The organism is Pseudomonas sputi, assembly GCF_021603585.1.
Taxonomy (GTDB): Bacteria; Pseudomonadota; Gammaproteobacteria; order Pseudomonadales; family Pseudomonadaceae; genus Aquipseudomonas; species Aquipseudomonas sputi.
Genome location: NZ_BQHI01000009.1, coordinates 97,354 through 117,496, shown reverse-complemented (window position 1 = coordinate 117,496; position 20,143 = coordinate 97,354). Strand labels below are relative to the sequence as shown.

18 protein-coding genes and 2 pseudogenes are annotated in these 20,143 nt (G+C 50.1%); 12 read left to right on the top strand and 8 right to left on the bottom strand.

Annotation, left to right across the window (positions count from 1 at the left end; all coding sequences use genetic code 11):
- Positions 1-32: 32 nt before the first annotated feature.
- Positions 33-938, bottom strand: a complete 906-nt coding sequence (locus tag L6D81_RS15135; protein WP_236180586.1) for a LysR family transcriptional regulator — start codon at positions 936-938, stop codon at positions 33-35.
- 128 nt (positions 939-1,066) lie between these two features.
- Between L6D81_RS15135 and L6D81_RS15130 the strand changes: the two genes are divergently transcribed.
- Entirely contained in the window at positions 1,067-2,062 is a 996-nt protein-coding gene (locus tag L6D81_RS15130) for a zinc-dependent alcohol dehydrogenase family protein (protein WP_236180585.1), read from the top strand.
- 90 nt (positions 2,063-2,152) lie between these two features.
- On the opposite strand, the gene L6D81_RS15125 is transcribed toward L6D81_RS15130, so the two are convergent.
- The 5 genes from L6D81_RS15125 to L6D81_RS15105 form a co-directional block, all read right to left on the bottom strand.
- A complete protein-coding gene (locus L6D81_RS15125; RefSeq protein WP_236180582.1) occupies positions 2,153-3,118 on the bottom strand; it encodes a quinone oxidoreductase family protein in 966 nt (321 codons plus the stop codon).
- A 69-nt stretch (positions 3,119-3,187) separates the two neighbouring features.
- Entirely contained in the window at positions 3,188-4,300 is a 1,113-nt protein-coding gene (locus L6D81_RS15120) for a Gfo/Idh/MocA family protein (protein ID WP_236180580.1), read from the bottom strand.
- A gap of 24 nt (positions 4,301-4,324) precedes the next feature.
- Complete coding sequence (locus L6D81_RS15115) at positions 4,325-4,852, bottom strand: nuclear transport factor 2 family protein (protein WP_236180578.1); 528 nt, start codon at positions 4,850-4,852, stop codon at positions 4,325-4,327.
- Between the two features lie 135 nt (positions 4,853-4,987).
- Positions 4,988-5,569 carry a TetR/AcrR family transcriptional regulator gene (locus tag L6D81_RS15110; RefSeq protein WP_236180575.1) on the bottom strand — a complete coding sequence of 194 codons (582 nt, stop codon included), beginning with the start codon at positions 5,567-5,569 and terminating at the stop codon, positions 4,988-4,990.
- Between the two features lie 105 nt (positions 5,570-5,674).
- The gene (locus tag L6D81_RS15105; protein WP_236180574.1) at positions 5,675-6,502 is read right to left on the bottom strand and encodes an AraC family transcriptional regulator; all 828 of its coding nucleotides are present in this window, start codon (positions 6,500-6,502) and stop codon (positions 5,675-5,677) included.
- A 133-nt stretch (positions 6,503-6,635) separates the two neighbouring features.
- On the opposite strand from L6D81_RS15105, the gene L6D81_RS15100 reads away from it, so the two are divergent.
- From L6D81_RS15100 to L6D81_RS15055, 10 genes and pseudogenes are all read left to right on the top strand, one after another.
- On the top strand, positions 6,636-7,154 hold the full coding sequence (locus L6D81_RS15100; protein WP_236180572.1) for a carboxymuconolactone decarboxylase family protein: 519 nt from the start codon (positions 6,636-6,638) through the stop codon (positions 7,152-7,154).
- A gap of 28 nt (positions 7,155-7,182) precedes the next feature.
- Entirely contained in the window at positions 7,183-7,434 is a 252-nt protein-coding gene (grxC, locus tag L6D81_RS15095) for a glutaredoxin 3 (protein ID WP_236180563.1), read from the top strand.
- Between the two features lie 258 nt (positions 7,435-7,692).
- Complete coding sequence (locus L6D81_RS15090; protein WP_236180556.1) at positions 7,693-8,490, top strand: alpha/beta fold hydrolase; 798 nt, start codon at positions 7,693-7,695, stop codon at positions 8,488-8,490.
- A 664-nt stretch (positions 8,491-9,154) separates the two neighbouring features.
- Positions 9,155-11,047, top strand: coding sequence for a monovalent cation:proton antiporter-2 (CPA2) family protein (locus tag L6D81_RS15085; RefSeq protein ID WP_236180554.1), 1,893 nt, complete (start codon positions 9,155-9,157; stop codon positions 11,045-11,047).
- A gap of 282 nt (positions 11,048-11,329) precedes the next feature.
- The gene (locus L6D81_RS15080; protein ID WP_236180552.1) at positions 11,330-11,938 is read left to right on the top strand and encodes a lecithin retinol acyltransferase family protein; all 609 of its coding nucleotides are present in this window, start codon (positions 11,330-11,332) and stop codon (positions 11,936-11,938) included.
- A 268-nt stretch (positions 11,939-12,206) separates the two neighbouring features.
- On the top strand, positions 12,207-14,051 hold the full coding sequence (locus tag L6D81_RS15075; RefSeq protein ID WP_236180550.1) for a PAS domain-containing sensor histidine kinase: 1,845 nt from the start codon (positions 12,207-12,209) through the stop codon (positions 14,049-14,051).
- Positions 14,044-14,688 (top strand): response regulator transcription factor, encoded by a 645-nt coding sequence (locus L6D81_RS15070; protein WP_236180548.1) that lies wholly within the window; start codon positions 14,044-14,046, stop codon positions 14,686-14,688. Before L6D81_RS15075 ends, L6D81_RS15070 begins: the two co-directional genes overlap by 8 nt.
- Positions 14,689-14,801: 113 nt before the next feature.
- Positions 14,802-15,182, top strand: coding sequence for a response regulator transcription factor (locus L6D81_RS15065; RefSeq protein ID WP_276574211.1), 381 nt, complete (start codon positions 14,802-14,804; stop codon positions 15,180-15,182).
- A gap of 361 nt (positions 15,183-15,543) precedes the next feature.
- Positions 15,544-16,443: pseudogene (locus L6D81_RS15060) on the top strand (LysR family transcriptional regulator); the annotation flags it as partial.
- A gap of 453 nt (positions 16,444-16,896) precedes the next feature.
- The gene (locus L6D81_RS15055) at positions 16,897-17,727 is read left to right on the top strand and encodes an alpha/beta fold hydrolase (protein WP_236180793.1); all 831 of its coding nucleotides are present in this window, start codon (positions 16,897-16,899) and stop codon (positions 17,725-17,727) included.
- Positions 17,728-18,173: 446 nt separating this feature from the next.
- On the opposite strand, the gene L6D81_RS15050 is transcribed toward L6D81_RS15055, so the two are convergent.
- A complete protein-coding gene (locus L6D81_RS15050) occupies positions 18,174-18,518 on the bottom strand; it encodes a hypothetical protein (protein WP_236180544.1) in 345 nt (114 codons plus the stop codon).
- A 325-nt stretch (positions 18,519-18,843) separates the two neighbouring features.
- Between L6D81_RS15050 and L6D81_RS15045 the strand changes: the two are divergent.
- A pseudogene (locus L6D81_RS15045) lies at positions 18,844-19,411 on the top strand (isochorismatase family protein).
- A gap of 147 nt (positions 19,412-19,558) precedes the next feature.
- On the opposite strand, the gene L6D81_RS15040 reads toward L6D81_RS15045, so the two are convergent.
- Positions 19,559-19,924 (bottom strand): histone-like nucleoid-structuring protein, MvaT/MvaU family, encoded by a 366-nt coding sequence (locus tag L6D81_RS15040; RefSeq protein WP_236180541.1) that lies wholly within the window; start codon positions 19,922-19,924, stop codon positions 19,559-19,561.
- Between the last annotated feature and the right edge of the window lie 219 nt (positions 19,925-20,143).

Sequence of the window (20,143 nt, the reverse complement as noted above, 5' to 3'; positions counted from 1 at the left end):
TTACTCATCCGGTTTTTGTGCTCCTCAGCACCTCAGCCCATGCAGATATCGGTGTCTAGCGCAAACGCGTCCCGCAAGTAATCGGTGAAAGCCCGGACTCTTGCAGACTGTTTTCGATCTGGCGGAGAGACGGCATGGATTGGTAAGGGAGCAGGTGGGTGGCTCTCAAGAAGAACCATTACGCGCCCTTCCAGAAGGTCTTGGCGAAACAACCACAACGGAGAAAGCGAAACCCCTAACCCGTCTAACACCATCTGCCTCACCGCCTCACTATTATTGCTACGCACATTACCACTGACCTGCACGCTTTCCCATTTGCCTTTATGCTCAAATCGCCAACTCGCAAAATGTTCCAGCTGGTTAAAAACAAGGCAATTATGTTTGGTCAAATCCTTCGGTTTGGAAGGTGATCCAAATCGCTCTAGGTAGGCTGGAGCAGCGAACACTCTGCGCCTAGTCAGTCCAATCTGCCTTGCAATCAAACTACTGTCTTTGAGCTCACCAATGCGTATTGCAACGTCAGCCCCTGAGCTTACTAAATCGACATTTTCATCGTTCAGTTGCAAATCGACGGACACTTCGGGGTAAAGCTCTAAAAAACCACGCAGCCTCGACGCAATTTGGATGCGACCGAAGCTGCCCGAGGATGCCACTCGCAATGTTCCGGCAATACGCTCTTGACCGCTCTGAAAAGTGTGCTCAGCATTCTCTACAGCTGCCAGAATTTCTCGACATTGCTGGTAGTAACGCTGCCCCTCATCCGTCATGGACAATTGACGTGTACTGCGAGCGAACAAACGACCACCTAGTCGTTTTTCCAAGGAGCCGATCTGTTTACTGATAGTAGGCTGGCTTGAACCAATTTCCCGGGCAACAGCAGAAAAGCTGCCTCGCTCCACTACTCGGACAAAAATCGCCATTGATTCAAGGATGTCCATGTGACTCCGATTTAGTCGCTTTTTGGAATCATCACTATAGGGATTTACCTACTTATCGGAAACCCGCCGCTAGGTGAAACTGTATTCAACGCCGGATGCCGGCTTGGATCATTTCAAGAGGAAGACCTATGAACAACATCAACATGCGTGCCGCTGTCGCGGTAAACCCAGAATCCCCACTGCAGATCCATAGTCTAGCTCTACCTGTGCCTCAGGCAGGCCAAGTCTTGGTGAAAGTCATTGCCAGCGGAGTCAACCCCTTGGACACGAAGATCAGCCAAGGTAAGGGGGCACACGCTCGCCAACCATTCCCTGCGGTTTTAGGGATGGATTTGGCAGGTGAAGTGGTAGCAGTCGGCGAAGGCGTTAGCGCCTTCCAGCCTGGAGATGAAGTTTATGGCATGGCCGGTGGGATCGGCGGCCAGCAGGGCTCACTGGCGGAGTATATAGCTGTAGACGCCGACTTGATTTCACGCAAGCCAAACAATCTGAGTATGCGAGAAGCAGCAGCACTGCCACTGGTATTCATCACAGCGTGGGAAGGTCTGGTAGACCGCGCGAACGTCCATGCGGGCCAAAAAGTGCTGGTTCAAGGCGGTGCAGGTGGCGTGGGTCATATCGCTGTACAGATCGCAAAAGCGCGCGGTGCGCAGGTTTACGCAACTGGCAGCGCAAAGAGCCGTGACGCGATCGAAAGCTTCGGCGCCACTGCCATTGACTACAACGAACAAGTGCCTGCGGAGTACATGACTCAACATACCGATGGAGAAGGATTCGACATCGTTTATGACACAGTCGGCGGCGCTTCCCTGGACGCTTCTTTTGCAGTGACTAAGGTGTACTCGGGTCACGTGGTCAGTTGCTTGGGTTGGGGTGAGCATAAGCTCGCTCCCCTGTCCTTCCGGGGTGCCACCTATTCGGGCGTATTTACACTTCTACCACTGTTGACTGGCAAAGGACGTAAACATCACGGTGAGATATTGGCTGAGGCTACTCGTCTGGCTGAGTCCGGGCAGTTGCGAGTATTGCTTGATGACCGCAAATTCACTCTCGACAACGTCAACGAAGCTTATGCCATTGTGTCCGGCGGCACAGCCAAGGGCAAAATTGTCGTGGACATCTAATACAGATTCGAAAGCGAGCAAAGCTACATAGAACCTGGGAAAAAACTAAATGGGCGCTATTGCGCCCATTTAGTTTTCCCAAACTGACCTTTAGGGAATAAGCAATGACTTCCCAACCGTACGTCGCTCTTCCATATCTTGATGGGCCTGCACCGCGTCTGCCAACGGATAACGTTGACCAATCTGAACGGAGATAAGCCCCTTCTGTATCCAAGTGAATAACTGGCTACTATGTGTTGTTAATGCTTCGTAGGTACGCACCAGATGGTGAACAACAGGAAATGTAACCAGGATACTTTTAGGAAGATCTGTGAGGTCTATCGGGGGGAGGCTCTTGATCGTCTGCCCATAATAGGCAAGCACGCCATAGTAGCCTAGCGACGCTTGAGACCCGTAAAAAGTGTCAGCGCCGGCACCGTCATAAACGACATTGACGCCACTCCCATGAGTCAACCTCATAACCTCTTCGGAAAAATCGCTGTCAGTCGAAACGATCACGTGATCAGCACCCGCTTTACGCGCAAGCTCTGCTTTTTCCTGCGTTGACACCCTACCGATTACATTCCCTCCGAGTAACTTGATCATCTGGGTTAGCATCAACCCAACTCCTCCCGCCGCCGAATGAACGAGTGCAGTATCTCCAGGGCAGATTTTGTAGGTCGCGTGCGTGAGATTCATTGCCGTCAGACCCTGCATCATTGCGCCAGCCGCTACTTCGAAGCTGATGTCTTCAGGTATGGGTACCAACGCATCGACTGAGGCAACAAGTTGCTGGGTGTAACTGCCGACTATGTAAAACCACGCCACCCTGTCACCGACGTTGAAACGGGTCACACCTTCGCCAACTTGAGCCACCCTCCCCGCGCCTTCCGCACCGAGAATCTTCGGCAGGGCTGATATGGAGTAGAGTCCTTTACGTACCCCAACATCCATAAAATTAACGCCGGCGGCCACGACATCAACCAACACCTCTCCAGGGCCCGGGACGGGAGAAGCCAGCTCCTGCAGATAAAGCTCTTCGGAGCCTCCGTGCTGTTTAATCATGATTGCTTTCATTGGTTACTTCCCACAGATCTATAACGGGGGTGTGACGACGATTTCATGAATCGGTACGTGACGTATTCATTACTCAACTGCTTGAGTAACTCCTGACCGGCTCGCCTCTTCGATAGCCGCTAACAACCGATGACGTCGAACGCCATACTCAAAATCGGGCATCGTGTTGGTGCCGTTTCGCAAATCTTTAGCAAAATGCGCGTAAGAACGGAGGACGTTTGCACCGATTTCACCTGATACGCCACCTGGTTCGCTGTCATAGAAACCTGGCAACGGGATAGGTGAAACACCCTCCTCATCACCCGCACCGCCCTCAAGTTTCAAGTCCGCGATTTGAAGGTTTCCAAGCGCTGCGGTGATCACCAAATCACCCTTCGTTCCGTTGATTTCCCAGCGCAGATTGTTGCCGCGAGACACTCCCCCGCGATAGAAAATCGATGCAATCACGCCGCTTTTAAGAATCCCAGATATTGCGATTTGATCGTGGGCGGTCACCGGAAGCGTCGAGCCGTCCTCTGCCAACGTCACTGTTGGCCTACGCACTGCGGAAGTCGCTGCGACTGAGGCAAAGTCACCAAGGACGTAGTTGATGGCTTCCAAAGCATGCAAAGTCGGCACAGAAAGCGTAGTAGCGCCGTTCTTTGCATCGAACCAGTAGGCATGCGTACGGTCAGTAACGCCTCCCCAAGCAATGCCCGACCCCACCAGCGTCGTTCCCAACACCTCTCCGATATAGCCTTCTTCAATCAACGTTCGAGCATGCCGTACGACAGGAGAAAAGCGTGCTTGAAGGCCTATCGCCGTTTTTACTCCGGCAGCTTTAGCCCGAGCGGCGAGATCAATTGCTTCATCTAGCCCGTTACCCAACGGCCATTCACTGAACACCATTTTTCCCGCGTCAAGCGCAGCGGAAATGAGTAGATGGTGATGTGGAACCTTGACGGTGATAACTACCAGATCAACACCAGGATGAGCGATCAAATCTTGATGATTATCGAAGGCAGGCACACCAAAGGCTTCTGCGGCAGCTTTAGCTGATTCAGGCCTACTGGTGCTCACCGCTCGAAGTTCATAATCTGGCAAAGCGAGAATCGCTGGCAGGTGTGCGACGTTTGCCCAGCCAGGACTGAGCGGACTGGCGCCGATCACACCGACGCCAATTCTTTCAGGATTCGTGTTCATACCGATATTCCTCTAATTACAACGTTAACGACGATAGGCCGGATCTTTCTTGTCGCGAGAACTAACAGGCGCGGGCGGGAATTCGACAAGTCCACGATCATCCGCACGATCAAATCGAGCCCAGTCGGTTGTGGCCTCTCTTCTTACGATTGCCCATACACCGTCACGCCGTTCGAACTGGTCGAGATATCGACCTCTGATCAGTAAGTCATCCCCAGGTAACGCCTGAGGAAATGGACTCCAACCCTCACTGCCGATTCTGTGAATTGCCGTGAAGTAGGTTTCAACGTAGGCAGTCTCGCCCCGAATGTCGTATTGGATGTTGCCTGTCTGGTGATGCGTTAAGACAAGCTCAAGCAACATTCCCTCTACAGCAGCACAGAAGTCACGTCCCCCCATCTGAAAGCCGCCTTGATGGAGCGTTGCGTCCGCGTGGAAGCAGCTTTTCATGGCTTCGATATCTATGCGATCCACTGCTCGCGTGTATCGTGACAGAACGTCTTGAATCTCCGCACGAGCCACCAAAGCGGCTAAAGGATCATCAGTCTGCATTGCTACCTCCAATTATCTCTGAACTCTGTCGTCTGCCTTGGTGCATGAAAACCGAGACAGCGCCTTTTCTGGATTGAACTGTCCATAATCATGCAAAAAAATGTGCACCTCAGTGCACATGTCATTCACTTACTACTAGGCCGCCAATGCCCGTACAGCTAAACCGGCAATATCGATGATTGACTCGGTCGTAGCTCCTGCTCTTGCGCTGACCTTCATGCCGGACAAAATTGAGAGCAAGTAAGAAGCCGCTTTGTCTTCATCCAAATCGCTCCTAAACTCTCCTTGTTCCTTTCCTTTGGCTATTAAGTCCTTAAACGCCACTATGAACGCTGATCCGCCGGCATCAATGATGGCGTTAACTTGAGCGTCTGACCGACCGAATTCACATACGGCATTGATGCCCATACAGCCCAGTGCCAAATCATCAGTGTCCTGGTTCGCAAAGCGACCAAGTGCGTCTCGAAGTGCGCCTTGAGCAGAGCTCCCCCCCTCAAGACTTTCCATAAATTGGATAATGCTCCGAGAGTGGTAACGCTTTAGTGCTTCCAGATAGAGCTGACGCTTATCACCAAAGGTGTCATACATACTTTGTCGGCCGATTTTCATCGCCAAACGTAGGTCGTCAGTCGTGGTGCCCTCGAATCCCTTTGCTCTGAAAACTTTCAGCGCAACATCAAGTGCTTCGTCTCTATCAAACTCTTTCGGTCTGGCCATACTCAAATCGTACTCAATTCTGGATCAATCTGTCAATAATGCTTTCAGGGCTACATGACGATCGATATTCATCAGTTCAACAAGATTCTTCTTCGCTTTGTCGAGTCATCGAAGCTTGGCACCCTGCGCCCACTCGCGAGGACTGCTTCCTGTTTTCCGGCGGAAAGCCCTTGCCAGTGCAGAGGGACTATCGTAGCCGACCTCATCGGCGACTAGAGCGATAGATTTTCCCTCTCTCAGTCGCTTTTGAACCAAGCTAATTCGCCAGCTCAAGAGGTACTCTGCGGGAGGCTGCCCCACTACACGACGAAAATGTTCAGCAAAGCTCGCACGAGACATATTCGCAGCAGCAGCTAGCGTTGCCAAACTCCATGCCTTGTTAGGCTGCTCGTGCATCAGATTCAATGAGCGAGCCAATCGTGGATCCGCCAATCCAGCCATCATTCCTGGCCGCTGACTTTGATCCGCCAATATTCTTCGTAGCAACAAGATGACCAACAACTCAAAGAGTCGATCCATAACCGCCTCTCGACCACACGCACCACCGAATGCCTCAGTGAACATCCACTCCAACGTCACAGACATGCTGGGCGCGTCATCGAGACGCAAAATCATGTAGTCGGGTAACGCGGATGCCAAGGCATTACTGGCTCCACCGTCGAAGGATAAAGATGCGCAGACCAGCTGAGTCGCAAACTCTTCACCGGCAGAAAGTCGGTGCCGATACGGCCTCGGGAAAAACATCAGTGTCGGCACATTGACATGAACTTCACGGTCGTCCGCCAAGCGAACATCCAACTCTCCAGCTTGAAGCAAGTGCACATGCCCACACGACTGGCTTCCATCAAACGCTGTTATGCCGCAAAAAGCTCCGCTATGAAACGTGCCTGCGCTAACCCCAAACTGCGTTAGCAAGATAGATAGACGATCCATGAGAAAGCTCCCAAACCATTATTTGGACGATTTGTCGCATTTCCTCGACGTTGTGCATCCCTAGGATTGAACGCCGTCCGTAGCATGACCTCCGTACCCAGCGCATCCCGCGCACTACCTACGGAGAATCAACATGAGCCGCATCACCACCCTGAACATCGAACAAGCCGTCGAATCTGCACGCCCAATGCTTGAAGGTGTACAAAAGAAAATTGGCTTCCTGCCTAACGTCTTTAAAACTCTAGCTCACGCGCCAGAAGTTCTTTCAGCGTACATGCAGCACTCGGCTGCCTTGAGCAAAACGTCTTTGACAGCCGTCGAAAAGGAAACGATTGCACTCGCTACATCCCAAGTTAACGGATGCGATTATTGCCTGGCTGCACACACTCTGTTTGCCAGCAAATCCGGCATGTCAGACAGTGAGATCGAAAGCGCTCGCAACGGTCAACTCGATGCCATAGCCGCACTTGCCAAGCAAATCACGGAAAGCCGTGGGCGCTTGACTGATGATCAAATTGCCTCGGCCCGTGCAGTTGGTGTGAATGACGCAAAAATTATTGAAGTGATTGCTCACGTTGCGGCAATGACGTTGACCAACTACCTCAACAACGTTGCCCAAACTGATGTCGACTTCCCAGCCGTACACGCGTGAATTGAAGACAGAACACTGGAGGTAGACGATGAGTATTGTGACGCTTTACACCACCGATACATGTCCTTACTGCCGCAATGCCAAGGCATTGCTGGCTCGTAAGGGGGTTGAAACCCGAGAGATCAATGTTCAATTTGAGCAGGGAAAATTCCAAGAAATGATCGCTCGAAGTGGCAGACGCAGCGTGCCGCAAATTTTCATTGGTGAACATCACATCGGGGGGTTTGACGACCTGGCCAAGCTGGATCGCGAAGGCAATTTAATGGCGATGCTGGCTTGAGACCACTGACAGAGATGCTTCCTACCCATCTCGGCCTACGCTAGAGCACTCGAAAGTAGGCCGACGATGGGCGATCTCACCACGACCATGAACTGGAAATCGCTAATCTCGGTTTGTCCTGGCTCACTAGCACACGGGTAAATAGCGTACATTCCTAAGAAATCATGATCGATCATCTGTTTCGCATTTCTTCAGTGACACTTCGCTTGGATCGTTCAGATATGCAAACAACCATCTCTTGATCTGAGGGGCGTCACGATGGCTACAGTTGGACAAAAAGAGCTTTGGTTACCTACCGATTACGGGCGAGTCTACATTCGCACATGGGTGCATGATCAAAACACTGCACAGCATGCTTCGCCTATTGTTTTATTCCATGACTCGCTTGGGTGCGTGGCACTCTGGCGCGATTTCCCCGCGCAGCTCGCTGCCGCAACCCGCAGAGATGTGATTGCTTACGATCGCCAAGGCTTCGGGCTTTCTTCGCCATATTCCGAAACCATTTCCTCCGATTTTATTCGTGAAGAGGCCAAGTTTTTCGCTACCTTGACTGATCATCTTGGTATAGAAACATTTATCGCATTTGGCCACAGCGTAGGGGGCGCAATGGCCTTGAACTGCGCTGCGCGTTTTCCTGAGCAGTGTTTAGCCGTGGTATCAGTGTCAGCGCAAGCGTTTGTAGAAGACCAGACATTGCTTGGGATAAAGACCGCGAAGGCGCAATTCGAGCAGGCCCGCTATTTTGAACGACTTCAGAAATACCACGGGGAGAAATCTCAATGGGTATTGAATGCTTGGACGCAAACCTGGCTGTCAGAATCCTTTGCTGATTGGACGATCGAACGAGGGTTAGGCCAAATTCTGTGCCCCGTATTGGTCATCCATGGCGTAGAGGATGAATACGGATCTGCAGCCCATCCCGAACGAATAGCCCAACTGTCAGTTAACCGCAGCGAGATCCTGATGCTCAACAATTGCTATCACGTTCCACATCGGGAGATGCCCGAGGTCGTAATTAACGCAGTACAGCGCTTCGTTTCTTCATTAAGCCGCTGAGGTTAAATGAATTGTGCCGCTATACAGCCAGAGTCGCGGGGGGGGGGCTGCGGGCAGGGTATTCCCCCCCCAAGTAGCAAGTCAACTGCGGTTTCCATGCTTTAGCGAAGTATCGATTCACCACTTGAACAGCTCTCCCTCTCCATCACCTTGGCTGATACCAAAAATCAGATAATTGAGGTTCTCCTGCATAACTGAAGACATGACAATCTCTGCATATTTTAGATATTCAGCGAGGTGGAGAACGTGAAAAATGCAATCATTGTCTGTACTTCATTATTAATACTCACGGCAAATGCATACTTCTTGTTTTATGCCGATAGCATTCCCCTCAAGTACATGCTTTCGCAGTCAGATACTCGATATATCGACGCAGACCATTCAGCTCGAGTTGAGGATACAGATCACCCCGACTTGAATGCGCAGAACTTAACCTTACAGAAAGTCGCCCCTGGAAGCTCCGACAAACTAATTGTGAAGCGTGTGAGTAGAATCTGCAACAAAACTCGGCCTAGCACAGATATTGTGGCATACGCGCCAACTCAGGAGTTATCCGCGCCTCCATTCATGCGGTTTCTTTATGTACCCCCGCCGCAACCTAATCGGTAAGAGCAATTAAATACCAAGAAATTACCATTTAACTGCACCCATAAGAGTCTTGCCCATGGAAAGCATAGCCAATCACGAAATAAGCATGTTACAGGCAGCAGTTATTTTCCTTTCGGCCTCAGTTCTTATTGTGCCCATTTCCAAGCATTTACAGTTGGGTGCCGTACTAGGCTACCTGCTAGCAGGAGTATTGATCGGCCCTTCAGCTTTTGGATTGATCGGCGACCCACAGAGTGTAAGCCGCATTTCTGAATTAGGAGTCGTTTTACTATTGTTTCTATTAGGCTTAGAGATGTCACCCCAAAGACTTTGGGTGATGAGAAAGACCGTGCTTGGTGTGGGTTTAACGCAAGTTCTTCTAACTGCTTTGGTCATTGGTGCCGTAGCTCTCATAAGCTTCGGACAATCATTGGATCGCTCACTTATTCTTGGCTTCGGTTTGGCCCTATCCTCCACCGCCTTTGGATTGCAGATCCTGGCAGAAAGAAACGAACTGAGCAGCCCGCACGGTCACCTTGCATTCGCAATCTTACTGTTCCAAGACATAGCTGCGATCCCGCTGATCGCGACGATACCATTGCTCAATGGCGTCACCGAGACAACGGCGGCAGGAGACGTGCCGCAGCACATTTGTAAAGTACTCCTCAGTCTGTCGCTGGTAGTTTTTTCCGGGAGGTACCTATTACGACCTGTATTTAGAATTGTCGCGAAATCTGGCCTGCAGGAAGTCTCAACTGCCACCGCACTCCTCGTCGTCTTTGGCACTGCTTGGCTGATGGATTTGGCGGGAATCTCAATGGCCCTTGGCGCCTTCCTTGCAGGTTTATTACTGGCTGACTCGGAGTACCGCCATGAATTGAAGTCCCAGGTTGAACCATTCAAAGGACTATTACTGGGTCTATTCTTCATAAGCGTAGGAATGACTGCTGACCTTCGTCTGCTATTAGTCCAACCAGGGCTAATCTTCCTCCTGACCTCGTTACTAATCGCATTGAAACTACCATTACTTTACTTCATTAGCAGATTAGCGGGCGGTCTCGATCGGCACGCGGCATTACAAATAAGCCTAATCCTGGCAGCTGGAGGGGAGTTCGCCTTCGTGGTCTTCAAAACCGCTAGGGATCAGAACATATTTGGCTCGCACCTGTATAATATCTTGGTGCTAGCGATAACTTTATCCATGGCACTGACACCTTTCCTTGTGCTTGGCTTAACATACTTTTTCAAGAAAAAGAAAATCCCAATCTCGGTTCCCATGGAATATCACCATACGAGTAATGATACTGACACGCCAAAAGTAATCATTGCTGGAGTTGGTCGTATGGGCCAAATCATTGCACGTGTGATGCGCGCTCAAGGTGTTCCATTTCTCGCTTTGGATACCGCTGTAGAACCGATTGAGTACTCTCGCAGCGTCAGCAAACACATGCCTATTTTCTACGGCGATGCGTCAAAACCGGAGATATTACGTGCCGCCAATGCAGGCAAGGCCGAGTTGATAATTATTGCAACAGATGACCCTGATGCAAATTTAAGAACTGCAAAGCTGGTGCGACAACTTTATCCTAAAATCAAGATAATAGGGCGAGCACGTAACAGGCAACATGCTCACCAGTTATTAGATCTTAAAGCAACACCTGTGCGTGAGTTATTTCACTCAAGTCTAGAAATGAGTCGAATTGCTTTGCTTAAGCTTGGACTGAGTGAAACCCAGGCTTTGAGCAGAATAAGACACTTTCAGCAACACGATGAAAAGCTGCTTGCCGACCAGTATCTTGTATACGACGACGAAGCAGCTGTTATTCAGACCGCAAGAGAAGCTCGCGTTGATTTAGAAACGTTGTTTGAGTCAGACATACTAAAAGAAAGACGCTCAGAAAACTGTGAATGCCTTACTGAAACTCAGTTACTTAAGGCTAGTGCATATCCAGCCTCTTATTCAGTCTAACAGACAAAAATTGCGCATTAGCGACTTCACAAAGCTGAGCGAGTTATACACAGCCTTGCTCCTCGGCACCGCATCGGTGCCTCACACGGGTTTGCTAACCAAGGGAGTGATCGCGAAACTCATAATGTCATAGGTCTAGATTGAGGCAGTTGCGCACCCTCGGTCTAATACCCTGGTATAGGATGGGTATATAAAATGATTAGGTAATCGAAACGCATGTACAAATGAACAACCTCCGACGGATTGATACCATGAACCTTAAGGATCTCGGAGGATTTCATCATGTTTAACCTCACAACGATATTCGGATACAGCCTACGCACACATTGCCTAATCAAGATCATGCACCGGGTGTTGGCTGTCACTAAAATCATCACTCACCTTTCCAATCTGTCGAAAAGGAGTTACCCCGACAACATCCCCCAAAATCAACTCGACAAAAAACATACCAACTTTGAAAGTTCTACCACCTTTGTTAATATTGATAGCCAACCAATCGATATACCTGTAGGCGCACATCTGGTCAGCCCACGGAAAGTTTATTTACATCACGGGATTTACCTCGGCAATGGAAATATCGCCCACTACTCAGGATTTAGCGTATCACTTAGACCAGGGCCAATTGAAATAACTAATATCGTTAAATTCTCAAATGGAAAACCGGTTTGGATATTTCATGAGCACTCCAACTTCACCAACGATGAAATTGCAAATCGCGCACAATCCAGAGTCGGTGAGTGTGAGTACAAAATTCTTTCCAACAACTGTGAACATTTTTGTAATTGGTGCATCCGAGGGAATAGCCAGAGCACCCAAGTTAGCGAACTCTTCCATTGCCCTCGTCGCTTTCTAGCTTTCGTCGCGACGTTGGACTCATGCCTTATTGCATAAGTGCTTTAGCTTAGAATTGCTCATTTCGGGTGGAAAGCAAGCAAGGTTACCTCCAGACACTCAACACCGGGCAGCCATACTGGGGCATTTCCCTGTATCTGAGTCCTCCTTTCAGCTGGGCATTCAGCCCCTTCCTTACTGGCTACCTATGCCCCCCGGTGTCAGATCCTGATCTAAAATCAACGACAACGGCACGTTTCGTCGTTTGAACTACCGTGGTACGACTTGACTGAATGAATTTGGACTCTCTCCAGGCCTTCTGATTCATATGAAAATCAAAATGGAAGCGGTGGCACATGCAGGAGCTTCTGCTCCCAGCCCAGCGATGGCAACTGTCCTGTTGCGGATAGGTGCACTTTCACTGGCAACCTTCATATTCGTCGTGGACACCCTAACCTCCATTCAGATCGCAGTGGCCGTGCTTTACGTGATAGTCATTCTGATGTCAGTCAGTCTGTACTCCAGAAGCGGGGTCATTACAGTAGCGTTATCGTGTGTCGGCTTGACCTTGATCGCCTTTTTTCTCTCCCACGGCACGGATATACACAGCGCAGCATTTGCCCGCTGCCTGGTCAGCCTGACTGCGATAGCAATCGCCACCATCATGGCGCTGAAGAACAAAGCTGCCAACGACGAGTTGCAAGAGCAGGTCAGAGTGCTTGCGCAAACTCATGACGCCATAATCGTTCGAGATATGGATGGAAGAATTACTACCTGGAGCCCAGGAGCGGAGGCGCTTTATGGTTGGTCAAAGGCCGAAGCCATAGGTCAGGACTTCCGCTCATTGCTCAACCCGCAGTTTGCGTCTTCCGAAAAGGACGTAATGGACTCGCTGCTCCAAGTCGGTACGTGGGAAGGAGAAGTCGTGGAGCACCGTCGAGACGGTACTCGAGTCACCGTGGTGAGCAGATGCTCACTGTCACGTGACAATCGCAATGTCCCTAAAGCCATCCTCGCGACTCACAATGACGTATCCGAGCGTAGACGCGCGGTGGATGCTTTGCGCCGTAGTGAGGCGTTTCTCTCTTACGCACAGCGTCTCAGCCAGACAGGCAGTTTTGGTATACAACTTCCTAGCGAGGACGTGTATTGCTCCGATGAGGCACGACGAATATTTGAGTTCACACAGGATGAGCAGCCCTCTCTGGCGAGCATGCTGAAAAAAGCTCACCCGGAAGACATCAGCAAGGTCAACTCTCTGATCGAAGAGGCCCATCGCAAAGCCCCCACCTTGAAAGCCGAAACCCGCCTTCTAATGACGGATGGACGAGTAAAACATGTGCGAATGCTTGCTCAAGGACAGACGGATTTATCCGGAAACTTTGAGTACATTGGGGCGCTGGTTGATGTCACAGCCTCAAAGTTAGCGGAGGAGGCACTTCACCGCTCACAGGCTGAATTAGCGCACGTAACTCGGATCACGACCTTAGGAGAACTCGCCGCCTCAATCGCGCATGAAGTGAATCAACCGCTGGCAGCAGTCATAACTAACGGTGACGCTGGGCTTCGCTGGCTGAAACGTGAAACGCCCAATGCCGATGAAGCTGTCGCGTCGATTGAGGAGATGATGAGCGAAGCGCGCCGAGCGAGTGAAGTTATCCGCCGCATTCGCGCGCTTGCGCGAAATACGGCCCCGCAGAACATGCTGCTTGACCTCAAGGAGATAGTCGATGAATCGCTCGCCTTGGTGGATCGAGAGCTGAACCGAAACAAGGTGGTTGTTCTGAGTGAGATAGATAGTCGAGAGGCGTGGATAATGGGTGACCGTGTGCAGTTGCAGCAAGTGATTATCAATTTAATCATGAACGGCATCCAGGCTATGGCAAACACCAAAAATACCAATCGCCGACTGCTTCTGCGATTACGTCACTCCGCCGCAGATGAGGTGCTCGTGAACGTTCAAGACAACGGCCCAGGAATTCTGCCAGAGAACATGCCCAAACTTTTTAACGCTTTCTTCACCACCAAATCAGAGGGTATGGGCATGGGCCTGTCGATTTGTCGCTCAATCATTGAGGCGCACGGGGGGCGTATTTGGGGAAGCTGTAACCCCGGTGAAGGCGCCACTCTGCACTTTTCTTTGCCAACAATAATGAGGACTGAACATGATTGACGATTCCTCGGTAGATGAGCCCTCAAAAAACGCTCCGGTTGTATATGTTGTCGATGACGAGTCCTCAATTCGCAAAGCCCTTGACAACCTATTCCGCTCTGAAGGGATACAAGTGAACACCTTTGAAACGACCTCAGATTTTTTGAAGCATCCAAAACCGGACAGCCCAAGCTGCCTCGTCCTCGATGTGAGACTACAAGGCTTCAGTGGTCTGGATTTCCAAAATCAGATGGCTGAATCCAAAATAAAAATGCCGATAATTTTCATCACAGGCCATGGTGACATCGCTATGTCTGTGAAAGCCATGAAAGCAGGCGCATCAGACTTTCTTGCGAAGCCGTTTCGTGATCAGGATCTGCTCGACGCCGTCTCAGCAGCCCTACAGAAAGATGAGAGACGCAGGGAATTAGAAATCAAGGGATCAGACCTTCAGAATCGTTTTCAATCGCTCACAGCACGTGAGCGCCAAGTGATGGCTCATGCGGCCAGAGGACTGATGAATAAACAGATTGCCGAGCAACTCCACCTAAGTGAAATCACAGTAAAAATACATCGCGGTCACGCAATGAAAAAAATGAACGCCAAGTCTTTTGCCGACTTGGTTCGCATGGCGGAGTCTTTGGGTATGGGACAATGACGCTGATCAGAATAATACGTCTGTATGATTTCTTTTCCTGGAACGAGGTCATAGTGTCGAGCCAACGCTCCACGCACTAATGCTTCGTTCAAGCGTCAACAAAGGTATGCATTGTGACTAGAATTCCTTTGATAGCTATTGTCGATGATGATAGGTCGGTACGAATGGCTATCGACAATCTCGTGCGCTCCCTCGGATACGAATCAAACCCATTCTCCTGCGCAGAACATTTTCTGGCCGGGGCGAATCTCGAACGCACTTCATGCCTCATCACGGACGTACAAATGCCAGGAATGAGCGGCCTTGATTTGCAAAGTCAGCTGATCAATATCGGACTGGATATGCCAATAATTTTCATCACCGCATACCCAGAGGAGTCAATGCGCAAGCGTGCAAAAGCAAGCGGTGCGGAATGCTTTCTGAGCAAGCCCTTCGAAGGACAGACGATGATTGAATGCATCGAGAGAATTATTCAAAACCCTAAACTTCACTGACCCAAATCACGTCGCACTCCCCTCCCCCTTTTCCAACGACTCAACATTCCTTGCCGCGCCTTCGCATGTGACGAAATTCTTCGTCCGACATATACATTAGTATTAGCTACCCACACCGCCGTACTAAAAAATCCCAACTTATGTAGAAGTGTTGAATCCGCACCTGAGAAGTATCTTTAATCCAAGCCGAAGGACAAATTGAAAATAGCGTTTCGGGTTAACTTAAACACTCGACATGCATTCAACCTGACATTCACAACCTGTCCTCAAGCTCATAAGCATAGAGATCGTTTTCCAGAGTAAAGATGATCACTATGAACCGAAAAGCGGATATAGGCTTGATGCCTGGGTAGTGATGACCATGAACAGAAATGATCTTCGCAAAATCGACCTTAATCTTCTGATCGTGTTTGAAACCCTGATGCAGGAACACAATCTTACCCGCACAGGTGAAAAGCTGTTTCTATGTCAATCAGCAATCAGCGCTGCCCTAAATAGATTGCGCCAATATTTTGATGATCCTCTGTTCATCAGGATTGGCCGTGCGATGGAGCCAACAAGCAGAGCAATAGAGATTCACGCTAGCTTAACTCCAGCTCTTGACTCAATGGCTGTCGCACTGGGAGGGATGAGTGAGTTTGATCCTGCAACCAGCTCTACCATTTTCCGGATTGGTTTGTCCGACGACGTCGAATACGCACTGCTCCCCGGCCTGCTAAGTCAGCTTCGGGTTGAAGCCCCAAATATCGGCTTGGTGGTTCGGCGTACAGACCACTACCAAGCGTCGAACCAACTCTCAACTGGGGAAGTGTCGCTAGGAATCTGCTACAGCCGAGACCTGCCAGCCAACGCTAAATCTAAGGTCTTACGAAGCATTCGCCCTACGGTCTTAAGCTCGAGTAATTATTCGAGACCTTTGGATCTCGACGAATTTTGCAATCGCCCGCACATCTCGGTTTCCCTCAAAGGGAACATGTGTGACGAAATCGATAGCGCTTTGCGGGCAATGGGTCTTGAGCGCAGGACGATCCTAGCTGTGCCTCAATACAGTGCGCTGAAATCACTAATCGAGGGCACTGACCTGGTGGCGGTGGTTCCTGAGTATGTTGCAAAAATCATGACCCAACAGGGAGATCTGCGCGCGACCCCGCTGCCCATGGTTCTACCTTCACTTGATCTATCGATGTCATGGACTGGAACTCTCGACAACGACCCTGGAGAGCGGTGGTTACGTTCCCGTATCAGCATGCACTTGGGTGAACAGAGCGCAGCTATTGGCGACATACGCTTGAAATCCAGCATCACGCATCGTCAGCAAGGCATGTCGCATACCCGAGCATCCACAGGGAGGGCTGCTCTTCATGTGCTCCGAGAGGCGTAGTTGATCGTAATCAAGCTTACATCTTGAAATGAAATGGACACGGCGGCGTGCCGACTTTTCTCACCCATGGCCGCAGGGTTGTACAAACCGAGCAACCACGTTCAATCGCCGCGTTCACGCTTTCAATAAAATGAAGTGGTTTTTTGCGAGGAAAATACGATGCGTAAAAATACAGATGTTGAAACTTCTATTGGCAACAGCGGCTTCACATTGCCACGCCGCGAATTTATAGCCGGCGTCGCTGCGGTAACCATATTTGCAAACATACCCTTAGGGGTAATGGCTGCAACTCAGAAGACGGTTCATTCACCAACAGCTGGGAGTTTATCCGATATGACCTCGATTAAAACAAAAGACGGCACTGAAATTTTCTACAAAGACTGGGGCCCGAAAGATGCGACGCCCGTTGTGTTTCACCACGGCTGGCCACTGAGCTCAGATGATTGGGACAATCAAATGATGTTCTTTCTGGAGAAAGGTTTCCGGGTCATCGCCCATGATCGCAGAGGACATGGCCGCTCGACCCAAACCTGGACTGGCAATGACATGGACACCTACGCAGCGGACGTGATTGAGCTCACAGACGCCCTAAATCTGAAAGGAGCAATTCACGTAGGCCACTCAACTGGCGGCGGAGAGGTTGCACGGTATGTTGCCCGCTCCAAGCCAGGCAGAGTCGCCAAGGCTGTATTGATCAGTGCCGTTCCACCTATCATGCTCAAGACTGCCAACAACCCAGGAGGTTTGGGTATCGAGGTATTCGACGGGCTGCGTAAGGCATTGCTCGAAAACCGTGCACAGTTTTACATGGACATTCCTACAGGGCCGTTTTATGGCTACAACCGCCCAGGGGCCAAAATCGCGCAGGGCACAATTCAAAATTGGTGGCGCCAAGGCATGATGGGTGGTGCTAAACCCCAATATGACTGCATTAAGGTGTTCTCTGAGACGGACTTTACAGAGGATCTAAAACAGATCCAGATACCCACTTTGGTAATGCATGGCGATGATGATCAGATCGTGCCATACGATGACTCTGCACCTCTGGCGGTGAAGTTACTGAAGCATGGTACGCTCAAAAAATATCCTGGCTTTCCACACGGCATGCCGACAACCAATGCGGATGTAATCAACGCTGATATATTGGCATTTATACGCAGCTGACTACCTGTTTGCTGCCTACTGTATAGGCCATACTGTTCAATTTTCAAGGCGCCACCAAACGGTGGTTCATGCTTAAGGTGTTCAAACCTTGGCATGTACCACCGTTCGGCGCGTTATGGGCTGAAGTTTAGATAAGAGCGATGCGGGCAATGCCCAAACTTTGACTTTAGCGACGGACTTAGCGATTTAAAACATTCGCTTCCCCGAAACCTTTAGCCGGCACAGGCACAATGCAACATGATCATCTACGCGATAAAGAAATCACAAAAAGGATGGGCGCTTTTCCGAAGAGGTTCAACCAGACCTATCTTTACCGCCGACACTCAGCACCAGCTAATAAAACTTACAGAACCATATCTAACAAACAAAAATGCATCAGTAAGAATTATAAATGAAAACGGAAGCTTTATCGAGTTATACCCATTCAGTATCACAACAAAAAATAACTAAGGCTCTACCTGTGCGCAATCGTAAGAAGGGCCAGATTTAACATTGGTGGTGAGCGATTTTCCGGTGCCACACCCAGTGACCAAAATCGCATTAGTTCGCTGATCAACGAAATTGCACCACTTTTCGGAGCTTCGTTCAGGTACGCTTGTCCCACCGCGAACTCCTAATTTGAATTCAATCACCGATTTCCATTCGTCGGAGCCTATGTCCGGCCCGTGTCCTTGCGTATCGGCAGTCGGCAATTTTTTGTCGATCGCTTGATACCATGCCTCTGAGCATATGGATTGCGCCTGAACAAAACCCGAGACACCAAAAAACAAAAAGACCAGATACTTACTCATGTGAAATCCTTTTTTATCTCTATGGCTGCCAAAGATCTGTGCAGCCGCTCCATCAGAAGAGCAGCATGTCTCTCTGAATTTTAGACCTTCTTGACGTTGCGGGTTCCTTGTCGTCTATACAGAAGTGAGTCGATTACGCCCCTTCATATTCAGTGGTGATTTGATGCGAGGCACTTACAGCGTGAGTGACGTTGCCGGCATGTCTAGAGTTATCTGAGCGAAAAATGTGCTTCGTCTCCAGGTCAGTTCAGGGTGACGTCTGAATGGCTGAGAGCAGTGTCTAGCCTTCCTCAACTTCAGACTCCAAAATGGGGCAACGTGCCAGATGAGATTCGCCATTCGGGTACACCAAACCGGTCAGATTCCTCTGGTTCAGGATTTTACGCCCAATGAGTTCAAGAATATGTGTTGGCTCTGGCTGACGCTGCCAAGCTCTTCGAGCTGCCGACCATCCTCACGACCAACGTCGAGCAATACCCGAACGGCCATTGGTGCCAGACCTGAAAGAGATGTTTCCTGACGCGCCCTACATCGCTCGACCAGGGCAGATCAATGCCTGGGATAAAGAAGATTTCGTCAAGGCAATCAAGGCCACCGCTCGCAAGGAATTGATCATTGCCGGTGTGGTCACTGACGTCTGTGTAGCGTTTCCGACCATATCGGCGCTGGGAGAAGATCTTGACGTGTTCGTTGTGACCGACTTTTCCGGCACGCTCAACATTACTGTGGAACAGGCAGCCTGGTATCGCATGACACAGGCCGGTGCGCAAATGATGAACTGGTTCTCGGTGGCCTGTGAACTGCAGCGCGACTGGCGCAACGACATCGAAGTTCTGGGTAACCTCCTGTCCCCGCGCATCCCTAATTATTGCAACCTGATGAACAGCTATTGAGCGTTAGCGGCACGCCAATCGTAAGTCTGATTTGCAACCCCAGGCCCACTCCTGCGGGCTTTAGGCATGGACGTCATGTGGAATGTCTTGTACATCGCGCTTAATGAAATGGGGCCCTCGAAGGGCCCTTTTGTACTTAAACCAAAATCACTTGGTCAACCAAGACTCGACAGTCGCGGCGCCGTGTTTCGATTTCCAATCTTTCAGCGTTTTGTGATTGCCACCCTTGGTTTCTACGACTTCACCAGTGTGAGGATTTTTATAAACCTTCAACTGGCGAGGCTTGCGACTGCCCACTTTGGACTCGGCTACTGGAGCGCGACGGCCTGCTTGTGGATCTAGCAGGTTGATCACGTCCTTGAGGCTGTAGCTGTATTTTGCGAGCAAATCGCGCAATTTGGTTTCAAACTCAATTTCTTTCTTGAGGCCTGCGTCACCCTTGAGGGCTTCCAGAGCCTGGAGCTGTTCGGCGAGATGTTTTTCGAGCTGGCGGAACTCTGCGAGTTTGGACATGGGAACTTCCTTGGCAATTAGTCTTGTTACGCTACAACAGAATAGACACTCAAATGGGAGAAAAATATCAATATTTTGCTTCTTTGGCATTCTTTCTGAAAGAGGCGTGGTAAGCGTTCTCGGGAGTCGAAAAGGCCTATGAAGAGGATCGTTTGAATGGCTGGCGCTATATCTCACCTTTTCCATCCGACCGGTGACCGGATGCGGTTGGCCGGTGGC

What these genes read in the sequence shown, in the direction of transcription:
- L6D81_RS15090 (WP_236180556.1), top strand. Translation starts at nt 7,693, where the DNA reads ATGGCTACAGTTGGACAAAAAGAGCTTTGGTTACCTACCGATTACGGG.
- L6D81_RS15100 (WP_236180572.1), top strand. Translation starts at nt 6,636, where the DNA reads ATGAGCCGCATCACCACCCTGAACATCGAACAAGCCGTCGAATCTGCA.
- L6D81_RS15055 (WP_236180793.1), top strand. Translation starts at nt 16,897, where the DNA reads ATGACCTCGATTAAAACAAAAGACGGCACTGAAATTTTCTACAAAGAC.
- L6D81_RS15105 (WP_236180574.1), bottom strand. Translation starts at nt 6,502, where the DNA reads ATGGATCGTCTATCTATCTTGCTAACGCAGTTTGGGGTTAGCGCAGGC.
- L6D81_RS15040 (WP_236180541.1), bottom strand. Translation starts at nt 19,924, where the DNA reads ATGTCCAAACTCGCAGAGTTCCGCCAGCTCGAAAAACATCTCGCCGAA.
- L6D81_RS15050 (WP_236180544.1), bottom strand. Translation starts at nt 18,518, where the DNA reads ATGAGTAAGTATCTGGTCTTTTTGTTTTTTGGTGTCTCGGGTTTTGTT.
- L6D81_RS15085 (WP_236180554.1), top strand. Translation starts at nt 9,155, where the DNA reads ATGGAAAGCATAGCCAATCACGAAATAAGCATGTTACAGGCAGCAGTT.
- grxC (WP_236180563.1), top strand. Translation starts at nt 7,183, where the DNA reads ATGAGTATTGTGACGCTTTACACCACCGATACATGTCCTTACTGCCGC.
- L6D81_RS15120 (WP_236180580.1), bottom strand. Translation starts at nt 4,300, where the DNA reads ATGAACACGAATCCTGAAAGAATTGGCGTCGGTGTGATCGGCGCCAGT.
- L6D81_RS15115 (WP_236180578.1), bottom strand. Translation starts at nt 4,852, where the DNA reads ATGCAGACTGATGATCCTTTAGCCGCTTTGGTGGCTCGTGCGGAGATT.
- L6D81_RS15075 (WP_236180550.1), top strand. Translation starts at nt 12,207, where the DNA reads ATGAAAATCAAAATGGAAGCGGTGGCACATGCAGGAGCTTCTGCTCCC.
- L6D81_RS15130 (WP_236180585.1), top strand. Translation starts at nt 1,067, where the DNA reads ATGAACAACATCAACATGCGTGCCGCTGTCGCGGTAAACCCAGAATCC.
- L6D81_RS15080 (WP_236180552.1), top strand. Translation starts at nt 11,330, where the DNA reads ATGTTTAACCTCACAACGATATTCGGATACAGCCTACGCACACATTGC.
- L6D81_RS15110 (WP_236180575.1), bottom strand. Translation starts at nt 5,569, where the DNA reads ATGGCCAGACCGAAAGAGTTTGATAGAGACGAAGCACTTGATGTTGCG.
- L6D81_RS15125 (WP_236180582.1), bottom strand. Translation starts at nt 3,118, where the DNA reads ATGAAAGCAATCATGATTAAACAGCACGGAGGCTCCGAAGAGCTTTAT.
- L6D81_RS15135 (WP_236180586.1), bottom strand. Translation starts at nt 938, where the DNA reads ATGGACATCCTTGAATCAATGGCGATTTTTGTCCGAGTAGTGGAGCGA.
- L6D81_RS15070 (WP_236180548.1), top strand. Translation starts at nt 14,044, where the DNA reads ATGATTGACGATTCCTCGGTAGATGAGCCCTCAAAAAACGCTCCGGTT.